This window comes from Pseudomonas sp. B21_DOA (genome assembly GCA_030544685.1).
Taxonomy (GTDB): domain Bacteria; phylum Pseudomonadota; class Gammaproteobacteria; order Pseudomonadales; family Pseudomonadaceae; genus Aquipseudomonas; species Aquipseudomonas fluorescens_AO.
In genome coordinates, this window is record CP086683.1 from 408,045 (window position 1) to 420,445 (window position 12,401).

Below are 12,401 nucleotides of genomic sequence, written 5' to 3' on the forward strand. Positions count from 1 at the left end.
GTTCGTGGAATGATGTTCGTTGAGCCGGAGTGTACCTCAACAACTTTTGCGACACATAGGGTCAACCGGTGACTGATTTGTTATTTTTAGTCACAGGAAAAAGATCGCCGCGATCTTTCGATCTGCCCTACAAAGCAAACGCCTGCGCCGGCAAATTCATCAAACAATCACTGCCCGCCTCGATCGCTGCCTGATGCGCAGCCGTACGCGGCAACAAACGCTTGAAGTAGAACTCGCACGTCGCCAGTTTGCCCTTGAGAAAATCAGCCTCACCCTCGCCCGCCTCCAGCTGTGCCTGCGCAACCAACGCCATGCGCAGCCACAGGTAGCCAAGGATGATGTAGCCGCTGTACATCAGGTAATCCACCGATGCGGCGCCGACTTCGTCGGGGTTCTTCATGGCGGCCATGCCGACCTTCATGGTCAGGTCGCCCCACTGCTGATTGAGCCCGTTGAGTTGCGCGACGAAGCTGCCCAACTGCGGATGGTCGGCGTTCGCTGCGCAGAACTTGTGGACGATTTTGGTAAAGCCCCGCAGCAGCTTGCCCTGACTGCCCAGCACTTTGCGCCCGAGCAAATCCAGCGCCTGAATGCCGTTGGTGCCCTCGTAGATCGGCGCAATCCGGCAATCGCGCACCAGTTGCTCCATGCCCCACTCACGAATGAAACCGTGGCCGCCGAACACCTGCATGCCGTGATTGGTCACTTCCAGCCCGGTGTCGGTCATGAAGGCTTTGCAGATTGGCGTGAGGAACGCCAACAGGTCTTCGGCATCCCGACGCGCCTCGGCATCGCTGCTCAGGTGCGCGGCATCGAGCATCTGTGCGGTGAAGTAGGTCAGCGCCCGATTGCCTTCGTTGAAGGCTTTCATGGTCAGCAACATGCGCCGCACATCGGGGTGAACGATGATCGGATCGGCAGGTTTTTCCGGGGCCTTCGCGCCGGTCAGCGCGCGCATCTGCAGGCGGTCGTTGGCGTACTTGATCGCACCCTGAAAACTCGCCTCGCCCAGACACAGCCCCTGCATGCCGGTGCCGAGTCGCGCGTGGTTCATCATGGTGAACATGCAGTTGAGGCCCTTGTTCGGCTCGCCGATCAGGTAACCGGTGGCGGCATCGAAGTTCAGCACGCAGGTGGCCGAAGCCTTGATGCCCATCTTGTGCTCGATCGAACCACAGGAAACGCCATTGCGCTCTCCCGCTTCGCCTGTCGCGTCGGGGAGGAACTTGGGCACGATAAACAGGGAAATGCCCTTGGTTCCGGCCGGTGCGTCCGGCAGCTTGGCCAGGACCAGATGGATGATGTTGTCGCTCAGGTCATGCTCGCCGGCAGAAATGAAGATCTTGCTGCCGGTGATCGCGTAGCTGCCGTCGGCCCGTGGCACCGCGCGGGTCTTGATGATGCCCAGATCAGTGCCGCAGTGCGCTTCGGTCAGGCACATGGTGCCGGTCCACTGACCAGCGGTGAGTTTGCTCAGGTAAGTGTCTTTCTGCTCGGCGGTACCGTGGGCGTGGATCGCCGACATCGCGCCGTGAGTCAGGCCCGGGTACATACCCCAGGACGTGTTACTGGAACCGACCATCTCGCTGATCACCAGTCCCAGCGAGCTCGGCAGCCCTTGACCACCGTAAGCCGGATCAGCCGCCAAACCGTGCCAGCCGCCCTCGACATATTGTGCGAAGGCCTGCTTGAAGCCTGTAGGCGTTGTTACCACGCCGTTGTCGAAATGGCAGCCCTCTTCATCGCCGCTGCGATTGAGCGGGGCCAGCACGTTCTCGCAGAACTTCGCGCCTTCTTCGAGGATCGCGCTGATCATGTCCGGGCTGGCGTCATGCGCGCCGAGATTGGCGTAACTGGTGTGGAAGTCGAAGACGTGATCGATCAGAAAGCGCATGTCGCGCAGGGGAGCTTTGTACTCAGGCATGGTGGCTTCTCCGTCAGCAGATTTGTTCAACCTACTGCTGGCTACCACGCGCGACAATCAATGTGCGGGCGCTGAATGCGCCGTCATCACTCAACCCGCAGCGGTATCCATGCGCACCGCGCCACGGCGGTTCTGCCCGAACGCCATGACGCAGTTACGCCCGGCGCCCTTGGCGCTATACAACGCCTGGTCGGCGGACTTGAGCACTTCTTCCGGAGTGCGCTGCTCGACGCGTTCGGCGACGCCGATGCTCACCGTCACCGACACCGCCGAAGCCCCGGAACCGCTGCGGCGCTGGCGACCTTGCTGATCATCCTGCGGGCGGTTTTCCTGGTTGCGCAACTGAATGCTGTAGGAGGCGATCGATTCGCGGATCACTTCCAGGTGCGGCATGCATTCCTCAAGGGTTTTGCCTGCAAACACCAAGGCAAATTCCTCACCGCCGTAGCGATACGCCCTACCACCACCGCTGATTTTCGACAGTTTGCTGGCGACCAGCCGCAGGACCTGATCACCGACGTCGTGGCCGTGGGTGTCGTTGAATTTCTTGAAGTGATCGACGTCGCTCATCGCCAGCACATAGTTGCGCCCCAGTCGCTGCATGCGTTCGTTGAGCGCACGTCGTCCCGGCAGGCCGGTGAGCTCGTCGCGGAAGGCCATTTGATAGGCCTCATGCGCAACCGCCGCTGCGATCATGAGCATTACCTGACTGCACATGATGTTCAGGGTGAACGGCAGAATGAAAGTCTTCGGCAACATCCAGAAGACCCCGAGCAAGCCGACCAGTTGCGCCGCGTGCAGCGGGCGCGGGTTACGCCAGTATTGCCAGGCCAGGAGCAGGAAGGCCGAGATGAACACCGGATAGGACAACTGGATCAGACTCATCCACGCGCCGTGCAGCGCCGGCCAGCGGATCTCCGACAACCACAGCAGCAGCGCCTGTGGGTAACTTTGCTCCAGCCCCAGCGCCACGCTGCCAAACGCTAGCAGCACAGCGAACCGCGCGACCATGTCCTGAAACAGATGCGTACGCTCTTGCCACGCTGCGAACAGCCCGAACAACAATGGCAGCAACAGGCAGACCAGATGGAAAACCACCGCAGCGTCTTCTCGGACTTTGCCGTTGTCGCGGTAAAAGTCGGTCTGGGTATCGAGCAGAAAATAGGCGATGTAAACCGTGAGCATCAGAAACAGTTCGCGCTGTCGTCGGTACACCGCGCAGTACGCCCCGCCGAGCAACAGAACCAGGGTCGGCAAGACATTGAACAGGGACGTGAAAAACACGCTGAGGTCTTTGACGTACGCAGCCGCCAGCCCCGCAAGCAATAACAGCAGTGATGGCAGGAAATGGCTGAAACGTACAGCGGAAGAACGCGGCAAGGGTAAGCTCCGACCCGTCATAGCAAAGAGATGGCATTGTGCCTGCAAAGTGCGGCCAAGCCCACACAATGTGATCCAGATCACACACGGTCTCTATAACGGCCGGAAGCTCGACTATCTGAGCGATCCGCCAACAAAAAAACCGCTGCCCCTAACGGGAGCAGCGGTTTTCGTCAGACTGCGTCGAAGCTTAGTAGCCCAGCGCGAAGTCTTCTTCTTTCATGTCCATCAGGTTGCCAGCGCCCGACAGCATAGTGGCCACGTGTGTGCGGGTACGCGGCAGGATGCGCTGGAAGTAGAAGCGCGCGGTCTGCAGCTTGGCGGTGTAGAACGCCTCGTCGGTGGTGCCGGCAGCCAGTTTTTCCGCAGCCAGACGTGCCATGTCCGCCCAGAAGTAGGCCAGGCAGGCATAACCGGAGTACATCAGGTAGTCCACGGAGGCCGCGCCGACTTCTTCGCGATCTTTCATGGCAGCCATACCGACCTTCATGGTCAGCTCGCCCCATTCCTTGTTCAGTGCAGCCAGCGGCGCGACGAATTCCTGGACGGCTTCGTTGCCTTCGTTGTTCTGGCAGAACTTGTGGACGATCTTGGTGAAGCCTTTCAGAGCTTCGCCTTGAGTCATCAGCACTTTACGGCCGAGCAGGTCCAGAGCCTGGATGCCGGTGGTGCCTTCGTACAGCATCGAAATGCGGCTATCGCGAACGTTCTGCTCCATGCCCCACTCGGCGATGAAGCCGTGGCCGCCGTAGATCTGCACACCGTGGTTGGCGGCTTCGAAACCGACTTCGGTCATGAACGCTTTGGCGATCGGGGTCATGAACGCCAGCAGTGCGTCGGCCTTCTTCTTAGCTTCTTCATCGACGCCGTATTTGACGATGTCGACCTGTTTGGCGGTGAAGTAGACCATCGCGCGGTTGCCTTCGGCGAACGCCTTCATGGTCAACAGCATGCGGCGCACGTCAGGGTGAACGATGATCGGGTCAGCGGCTTTGTCCGGCGCTTTCGGGCCAGTCAGCGAACGCATTTGCAGGCGATCGCGAGCGTACTTCAGACCGCCCTGGAAGCCGATTTCGGCGTGAGCCAGACCTTGCAGCGCGGTACCGAGACGGGCGGTGTTCATAAAGGTGAACATGCAGTTCAGACCTTTGTTCGCCGGGCCGATCAGGTAACCGGTGGCGCCGTCGAAGTTCATCACGCAGGTGGCGTTGCCGTGGATGCCCATCTTGTGTTCCAGCGAACCGCAGCTCACTGCGTTGCGCGCGCCAATGGTGCCATCGGCGTTTGGCAGGAACTTTGGAACGATGAACAGCGAGATGCCTTTGGTGCCAGCCGGAGCATCCGGCAGGCGGGCCAGTACGATGTGGACGATGTTGTCGGCCATGTCGTGTTCACCGGCCGAGATGAAGATCTTGGTGCCGGAAACTTTGTAGGAACCGTCGGCCTGAGGCTCGGCCTTGGTGCGCAGCATGCCCAGGTCGGTGCCGCAGTGCGGTTCGGTCAGGCACATGGTGCCGGTCCATTCGCCGGAGACCAGTTTGGTCAGATAGGCTTCCTGCTGCTCAGGGGTGCCGTGCTCGGAGATCGTGTTCATCGCGCCGTGCGACAGGCCTGGGTACATGCCCCACGACCAGTTGGCTTCGCCGACCATTTCGCTGACCGCCAGACCCAGCGACTCAGGCAGGCCCTGACCGCCATGCTCAACGTCGTGCGCCAGACTTGGCCAGCCGCCTTCGACGAATTGCTTGTACGCCTCTTTGAAGCCAGTCGGGGTTTTCACGCCGGACTCGCTCCAGGTGCAACCTTCCAGATCGCCCACGCGGTTCAGCGGCGCCAGTACCTGCTCACAAAACTTGGCGCCTTCCTCGAGGATGGCGTCAACCATGTCCGGCGTGGCGTCTGCGCACGCTGGCAGGCTCTGATAGTGCGCTTCGTAGCCGAGCAGCTCGTCACGAACGAAGCGAATATCACGCAAGGGGCCTTGTAGTCAGGCATAGCGATAAACCTCTGCTGATGTAACCGGGAATGAACGACCGTGTTGAGTTGTTGTGACGGTCAAACAGTTGTTTGAAACATACGTTTACGCCGAAATCTTGTCAAGCGTCGTTCTTTTGCCGTTCGGCATCATCTTTCCCAAATGCCGAAAACGATAAAACGCCGAGACTTCACCAAGTCACGGGACGTTGAAGGAAAGATTAGTTGAGCAAGAAGGACTTAAACGAAAAACGCCGCGACAGGGCGCGGCGTTTCGGGATCTAGAACAAACTCATTCAGGCAAACGTATCGATGATCGTCCCGAGCACTTCGTCGGACGCCTTGGCCACTTTCACACCCAGCTCTGCCTGGATCTTGCCCTGCGACAGCTCGACGATATTGCTCGCCAGATCCGATTCCTGCGCGCGATCCACGCCGCGCAGGCGATTGACCTGCACTTCGGACGACTGGCTGGTCACCGAACGTTCGATGGTGTTATTGGCGATCTGACTGGCCGCCTGATCGACCCGGTTCTGCCCGGACTGAATCGAACTCAGGCCCGCATAAAAAGCTGTGTTGCCGGAGATTTCCATAGTCACTCTCATCCCTGCAAAGGATCAATGGTCGCCATTGAAGCAGACGCGCCAGCAAAACACCCGTCAAAAACACTAATAGCACAGTGCCTGCTCATAGTGAAAAACTTAGTCGAGCAGATCCAGTTGCAGATGCTCGGCCACCGCTTCGGCGCTCAACGCTTTGAGTTTCGGCACCCGGCCCAGGCACGGCGCCGGTATGCGTTCGGCGAGCGTCGCTAAGTTTTCCTCCAGCCGAGAGGTTTTCGGATCGATGATATTCGCCACCCAACCCGCCAACTGCAGACCGTCGCGAGCAATCGCCTCGGCGGTCAGCAACGCATGACTGATGCACCCCAGCCTCACGCCCACCACCAGAATCACCGGCAGCTTCAGCGCAATCGCCAGGTCCGAGAGATTGTCCTGATCGGCCAACGGCACCCGCCAGCCGCCCGCGCCTTCGATCAGGGTGAAATCGGCGTTCATCGCCAGAATCCCGCGCATCGGCGCCAGCAGCGATTGCACCGTCAGCGCCACACCTGCTTCGCGCGCCGCCAGATGGGGAGCGATCGCTGGCTCGAACGCCACCGGATTGACCTGTTGATAAGTCAGCGGCAATGAACACTCGGCCAACAGTGCCAACGCATCGGAGTTACGCAAGCCTTTGGGCGTGACGTCGCAACCGGATGCCACCGGTTTGCCCGCCGCCGTGCTCAAGCCTGCCGAGCGCGCTGCATGGAGCAATCCGGCTGCGACGGTGGTCTTGCCGACATCGGTGTCGGTACCGGTGATGAAATAGGCTGCGCTCATAGAGGTTTCTCCAACACGGCGTACACCACCTGATACGTTGCCGGCAGCCCCGACGTCTGACGGAAGCGCTCATACGCGTCGACCAGCCCGAGAATCCGCGCCCGCCCGGTCAAACCACCCGGCCGGCCAGGGTTCAGATTGTGTGCACCCAACGCTTTGAGCTCGTGAGTCAGGCTGCGCACATCCGGGTAATGCAACACGTGCGGCAGATTTTCCAGACTCACTGCGCGCATGCCACTTCCGCCACATAACTGTTCATAGCGGGCGAACTCGCGGAAGCGATTGACGTGCACCAGCCCGTCGACCTGCTGCCAACTCTCACGCAACTCGAACAGCGTCCCTGTACACAGACTAGCAAAGGCAAAAATCCCGCCCGGTTTAAGCACGCGAAAAGCTTCGCTGAGCACCGTTTCGAAGTCGGCGCACCACTGCACCGCCAGGCTGGAGAAAATCAAATCGAAGCTAGCGTCCTGCAACGGCAGCCTTTCGGCATCGCCGGCAATGAAATGCTCAGCGCCACCCAACGGCCGTGCGTGATTGAGCATGCCCTCGGCAATGTCCAGCGCGACACCGCTGCCCTGGGTGAAACGCGAGGCCAGCGCGCGGCTGAAATAGCCGGTGCCACAACCGAGATCGAGCCACCGCGACGGCATGAAACTCCCAGGCAAACGCTCAAGCAGCTGCGTGCCGACGTCACGCTGAAACTCGGCGACGCTGTCGTAACTGGCCGCAGCGCGAGAAAAGACGCCGCCACCTGACGCTTGTCGGGCAAGCCCCAGGCAGCACAAGGGACAGGTCAGTCATCAGCGCACTCATGTAGAAACGCCTGGATCGCGCCCGCGACTCCGTGCGGGTCCTCCAGCAGAAAAGCATGGCTGGCCTGTTCGATCAGACCAATTTCGATATCCGGCAACAGCGCGAACAATGCGCCGGCCGCTTCCGCCGGGACCAGCGCGTCCTGCCCGCCGAACAGATGAAACTGTGGGCCGCGAAACCCCTGCAGCGCCTGTCGCGTATCCAGCTGCGCGAGTAGCTCCAGACCTGCCATCAGCGCGGCCGGCGCGATGGCTGGCGCGCCACCGAGCAGCAAGCGCGACAAGCCACGCGGGTCTGGCGAACCTTGCGCACATAACAAAGCAAAACGCTTGAGCATCGTACGCGGATCGGCCTGGCAACCGGCAAGAAATGCATCAAAGGTCTCGGCAGGCATCGCATCCGGCCACTGCTCATGCGCAACAAACGCCGGATTGCTCGCCAGCGTCAGCACCCCGCAGCACGCCTCGCCGCGTCGTGCCGCCAACTCAGAGGCGAGCATGCCGCCCAGCGACCAGCCACCGAGCCAGACTTCCTGCGGAATGCGCGCATCGAGTTCGTCGAGCCAGTCTTCAAGGTCAGCGGAGTCCAGCTCCGGCAGCGGTTCAATCTCGACTTGCAGATGTTCGTCGAGGCCACGTAATGCTGCGGCCAGCGGTTCCAGCGGCGACACGCCGAGGCCCCAGCCGGGCAACAGGATCAGACGATTACGCATGGCTTGGCTCCAACGACAATCGGGCGAAACAATCCGCCAGCCCTTCCAGTAACTGTTGCACCTGCGCCTCGCTGTGGGCGGCGGTCAGCGTGACGCGCAGTCGCGCGCTGCCGGCCGGCACGGTCGGAGGGCGAATCGCAGTGACCATCAACCCGCGCTCGCGCAGCATCTGCGACAACCGCACGGCGCGCCCGGCAGCGCCGATCATGATCGGCTGGATCGGCGTGAAGCTGTCCAACAGTTCCAGCCCGATCTGCTCGGCGCCGTGGCGGAACTGGCGAATCAGCGTCTGCAAGTGTTCACGGCGCCAGTGTTCACTGCGCAGCAGTTCGAGGCTTTTCAGCGTCGCGCAGGCCAGCGCCGGCGGTTGGCTGGTGGTGTAGATGTACGGCCGGGCGAACTGGATCAAGCTTTCGATCAACTCTTCGCTGCCGGCGACAAAGGCCCCGGCGGTGCCGAAGGCTTTGCCGAGGGTGCCGACCAGCACCGGCACATCGTCCTGGCTCAGGCCGAAATGCTCGACGATGCCGCCACCGTTGGCGCCCAGCGGGCCGAAGCCGTGGGCATCGTCGACCATCAGCCACGCGCCTTTGGCCTTGGCCGCGCGGGCCAGCGCCGGCAGGTCGGCGATGTCGCCGTCCATACTGAATACGCCATCGGTCACCACCAGTGTGTTGCCAGTGGCTTTCTCCAGGCGCTTGGCCAGACTCTCGGCGTCGTTGTGCAGATAGCGATTGAAACGCGCACCGGACAACAGGCCTGCGTCCAGCAACGAAGCATGATTGAGCCGGTCTTCGAGCACCGTATCGCCCTGCCCGACCAGCGCCGTGACCACGCCGAGGTTGGCCATGTAGCCGGTGGTAAACAGCAGCGCACGCGGCCGGCCGGTCAGTTCGGCGAGGGCTTCTTCCAGCGCGTGATGCGGGCTGCTGTGGCCGATCACCAGATGCGACGCGCCACCGCCGACACCCCAACGCTCGGCACCGGTGCGCCAGGCTTCGATCACCTGCGGATGATTGGCCAGGCCCAGATAGTCGTTGTTGCAGAAAGCGAGCAGCGGTTGGCCGTCGACCACCACTTGCGGGCCTTGCGGCGATTCAAGCAGCGGACGCTGCCGGTAGAGGTTTTCGGCACGGCGGGCAGCAAGGCGTGCGGCGAGATCGAAAGACATGCAGGCCTCGATTTTCAAATGACACAGATCCCCTGTGGGAGCGGGCTTGCTCGCGAATGCGGTCTAACATTCAACGGTATGTTGACTGGCCTGACGCTTTCGCGAGCAAGCCCGCTCCCACAAGGTGTTGCATTCCTTCAGATACATTCGCGCAGGATTAAACCGCTGCGTTATAGAACTGCTCGCTGCTCTTCTGCTCCACCAGTGCCTGCTCGATCGCAGCCTGATGAACCTCATCGGAATGCTCTTCACGGGCCTCCGGCTGGATACCGAGGCGCGCAAACAGCTGCATGTCCTTGTCCGCCTGCGGGTTGGCGGTGGTGAGCAATTTGTCGCCGTAGAAAATCGAGTTGGCGCCGGCGAAAAAGCCAGGGCCTGCATCTGCTCGTTCATCGCTTCGCGACCGGCGGACAGACGTACGTGGGATTGCGGCATGAGGATGCGCGCGACGGCGAGCATGCGGATGAAGTCGAACGGGTCAATGTCTTCGGCGTTTTCCAGCGGCGTGCCGGCGACTTTCACCAGCATGTTGATCGGCACCGACTCCGGGTGCTCCGGCAGGTTGGCCAACTGGATCAGCAGATTGGCGCGATCGTCCAGCGATTCGCCCATGCCGAGAATGCCGCCGGAGCAGATTTTCATCCCCGACTCACGCACGTAGGCCAGCGTCTGCAGACGCTCGCTGTAAGTGCGGGTGGTGATGATGCTGCCGTAGAACTCCGGCGAGGTGTCGAGGTTGTGGTTGTAGTAATCGAGACCGGCCTTGGCCAGCGCTTCGGTCTGCTCCTGATCGAGACGACCGAGGGTCATGCAGGTTTCCAGGCCCAGGGCTTTCACCCCTTCAACCATCTTCAACACATACGGCATGTCCTTGGCCGACGGATGTTTCCACGCCGCGCCCATGCAGAACCGCGTCGAACCGATGGCTTTGGCGCGGGCCGCCTCTTCGAGGACTTTCTGCACTTCCATCAGCTTTTCTTTTTCCAGACCGGTGTTGTAGTGCCCGGACTGCGGGCAGTACTTGCAGTCTTCCGGGCAGGCGCCGGTCTTGATCGACAGCAGTGTCGAGACCTGCACGCGGTTGGCGTTGAAATGTGCGCGGTGCACCGTTTGCGCCTGGAACAGCAAGTCGTTGAATGGCTGTACGAAGAGTGCTTTGACTTCGGCCAGAGACCAATCGTGACGCAGGGTGGCAGTGGTGCTCGCGCTCATGGGCAATTCCTTGGTTATGCTTGGCGGGCGCCGGGGAAAATGGAATATCCACAGGCGCTACACGGATGTTCGGCATATTTAAGGAAGAGCGATGCGCTGTCAACCGCAATACCAGGGACAGGTTTACATCTGTTTAAAAAACGTACAGACCTGTTTGCTGTGCGATGAGCCCGCGGAAGCACAAATGCCAATGTGCGAGGCCTGCGAAACCGAGATGCCCTGGCTCGGCAGCCATTGTCAGAGCTGCGCTTTGCCGCTGGCGGCGGATGGCCTGACTTGCGGCGAGTGCCTGCTAGAGCCTCCGGCCTTCGAGCAGGTCGCGGTGCCCTGGGTGTATTGCTTCCCGGTGGACAGTCTGATCACGCGCTTTAAACACAACGCGAAATGGCCGTTTGGTCACCTGCTCGCCGACGTTCTCGGTCAATACCTGCAGCATCGCTTCGCCGAAGACTTGCCGCGACCCGATGTGTTGCTACCGGTGCCGTTGGCGAATAAACGCCTGCGTCGGCGCGGATTCAATCAAGCGGCGATGCTCGCGCGCTGGCTGAGTGTGTCGCTGGATTTGCCGTGTGAAGAACAGCTGCTGCGGCGAGTCATGGACACTGACGCCCAACAGGATCTCGACGCCAAGGCGCGCAAGCGCAATTTGCGCAATGCCTTTGCGCTGACGCCTGATGCAGAGCTAAGCGGCCGCCATTTCGCGCTGGTGGATGATGTTCTGACCACGGGCGCGACCGCTCAAGCGCTGGCGCGGTTGTTGATGAATGCAGGCGCGGCGCGGGTTGATGTGTACTGCCTGGCTCGTACGCCGAAGCCGGGTACCTGACGCGAATACAGATCTCACGTGGGAGCGAGCCTGCTCGCGAATGGGCCTCACATTCAACAAAGATGTTGTTGGTCAAACCGCTTTCGCGAGCAGGCTCGCTCCCACAGGGGCTCGGCGTCAGGCTTGACTCATGCGTTGCAAGTGGCCAACGTCCCTTTCATCGCCCGAGCCAGAAGCGTTCTGATATGTCCCTGCCCACCCTGCTCTCCCAGCACATCGTCCGCCGTCCGCAGCGCATTGCCCTGCTGCAACACATCGCCGAGCAGGGCTCGATCACCCGTGCGGCGAAGAGCGCGGGGCTCAGTTACAAAGCGGCGTGGGATGCGATCGATGAGCTGAACAACCTGGCGCAGAAACCTTTGGTCGAGCGCGTGGTGGGCGGCAAGGGTGGCGGCGGCGCCAGACTGTCCAGCGAGGGCGAGCGAGTGCTGCGCCTGTATCAGAAATTGCAGGCGCTGCAGGCACAGGTGCTGGAAGCGGCGGAAGACGCCAGCGATCTCGACCTGCTCGGTCGGCTGATGCTCAGGACCAGCGCGCGCAATCAACTGCATGGCACGGTGGCAGCGATTCAGGCGCAGGGACGCAACGATCTGATCCGCCTCGAACTCGCCGAGGGCATTGCTCTGGAGGCACAGATCACCCACGACAGCACCGTGCATCTGGAATTGCAGCCCGGTACCGAAGTGATGGCGCTGATCAAGGCCGGCTGGCTTGAACTGCTCGGCGCCGATCAGCCGGTCACGCCCGGACACAATGTCCTGCGCGGCACTATCGAAGCGATTCTCGATGCCGAAGACGGACCCAGCGAAGTGCGTATTTCACTGCCCAACGGCCAGACCCTTTGCGCCTTGGCCGAACCTATGCACTTGCGTCGCCAAAGCCTGGGCGTCGGCGATCCGGTGCAGGTGCAATGCGCGCCGTCCAACGTGCTGATCGGCACGCCGCTCTGATCGGCCCTTGCCACAAAAGCGTCATCGACCCGCATTAAGGTGTTGCCCATAACC

8 protein-coding genes and 3 pseudogenes are annotated in these 12,401 nt (G+C 61.2%); 2 read left to right on the top strand and 9 right to left on the bottom strand.

Features of this window, described 5'->3' with window-relative positions; all coding sequences use genetic code 11:
* Positions 1–127: 127 nt before the first annotated feature.
* From LJU32_01985 to bioB, 9 genes and pseudogenes are all read right to left on the bottom strand, one after another.
* Entirely contained in the window at positions 128–1,924 is a 1,797-nt protein-coding gene (locus tag LJU32_01985) for an acyl-CoA dehydrogenase C-terminal domain-containing protein (protein WKV89259.1), read from the bottom strand.
* Positions 1,925–2,014: 90 nt separating this feature from the next.
* A complete protein-coding gene (locus tag LJU32_01990) occupies positions 2,015–3,304 on the bottom strand; it encodes a GGDEF domain-containing protein (protein ID WKV89260.1) in 1,290 nt (429 codons plus the stop codon).
* A gap of 190 nt (positions 3,305–3,494) precedes the next feature.
* Positions 3,495–5,299: pseudogene (locus LJU32_01995) on the bottom strand (phenylacyl-CoA dehydrogenase).
* A 275-nt stretch (positions 5,300–5,574) separates the two neighbouring features.
* On the bottom strand, positions 5,575–5,871 hold the full coding sequence (locus tag LJU32_02000) for a pyrroloquinoline quinone biosynthesis protein PqqE (protein WKV91020.1): 297 nt from the start codon (positions 5,869–5,871) through the stop codon (positions 5,575–5,577).
* A gap of 108 nt (positions 5,872–5,979) precedes the next feature.
* The gene (gene bioD, locus LJU32_02005) at positions 5,980–6,660 is read right to left on the bottom strand and encodes a dethiobiotin synthase (protein ID WKV89261.1); all 681 of its coding nucleotides are present in this window, start codon (positions 6,658–6,660) and stop codon (positions 5,980–5,982) included.
* A pseudogene (bioC, locus tag LJU32_02010) lies at positions 6,657–7,432 on the bottom strand (malonyl-ACP O-methyltransferase BioC). Before bioC ends, bioD begins: the two are co-directional and overlap by 4 nt.
* A gap of 24 nt (positions 7,433–7,456) precedes the next feature.
* Positions 7,457–8,188 carry an alpha/beta fold hydrolase gene (locus LJU32_02015; GenBank protein ID WKV89262.1) on the bottom strand — a complete coding sequence of 244 codons (732 nt, stop codon included), beginning with the start codon at positions 8,186–8,188 and terminating at the stop codon, positions 7,457–7,459.
* Complete coding sequence (gene bioF / locus LJU32_02020) at positions 8,181–9,359, bottom strand: 8-amino-7-oxononanoate synthase (protein ID WKV89263.1); 1,179 nt, start codon at positions 9,357–9,359, stop codon at positions 8,181–8,183. The genes LJU32_02015 and bioF overlap by 8 nt, the downstream gene beginning before the upstream one ends.
* 157 nt (positions 9,360–9,516) lie before the next feature.
* Positions 9,517–10,571, bottom strand: a pseudogene (bioB, locus tag LJU32_02025) (biotin synthase BioB).
* Positions 10,572–10,662: 91 nt separating this feature from the next.
* Between bioB and LJU32_02030 the strand changes: the two are divergent.
* Positions 10,663–11,397: a ComF family protein gene (locus LJU32_02030; GenBank protein ID WKV89264.1), complete on the top strand. Its 735-nt coding sequence runs from the start codon at positions 10,663–10,665 to the stop codon at positions 11,395–11,397.
* Between the two features lie 185 nt (positions 11,398–11,582).
* Positions 11,583–12,347, top strand: coding sequence for a TOBE domain-containing protein (locus LJU32_02035; protein ID WKV89265.1), 765 nt, complete (start codon positions 11,583–11,585; stop codon positions 12,345–12,347).
* The last annotated feature ends 54 nt before the right edge of the window (positions 12,348–12,401 follow it).

Bases quoted from the DNA above. Each gene is read 5' to 3' on its own strand.
- LJU32_02030 (WKV89264.1), top strand. From the start codon at position 10,663: ATGCGCTGTCAACCGCAATACCAGGGACAGGTTTACATCTGTTTAAAA.
- LJU32_02000 (WKV91020.1), bottom strand. From the start codon at position 5,871: ATGGAAATCTCCGGCAACACAGCTTTTTATGCGGGCCTGAGTTCGATT.
- bioD (WKV89261.1), bottom strand. From the start codon at position 6,660: ATGAGCGCAGCCTATTTCATCACCGGTACCGACACCGATGTCGGCAAG.
- LJU32_02015 (WKV89262.1), bottom strand. From the start codon at position 8,188: ATGCGTAATCGTCTGATCCTGTTGCCCGGCTGGGGCCTCGGCGTGTCG.
- LJU32_02035 (WKV89265.1), top strand. From the start codon at position 11,583: ATGTCCCTGCCCACCCTGCTCTCCCAGCACATCGTCCGCCGTCCGCAG.
- LJU32_01985 (WKV89259.1), bottom strand. From the start codon at position 1,924: ATGCCTGAGTACAAAGCTCCCCTGCGCGACATGCGCTTTCTGATCGAT.
- bioF (WKV89263.1), bottom strand. From the start codon at position 9,359: ATGTCTTTCGATCTCGCCGCACGCCTTGCTGCCCGCCGTGCCGAAAAC.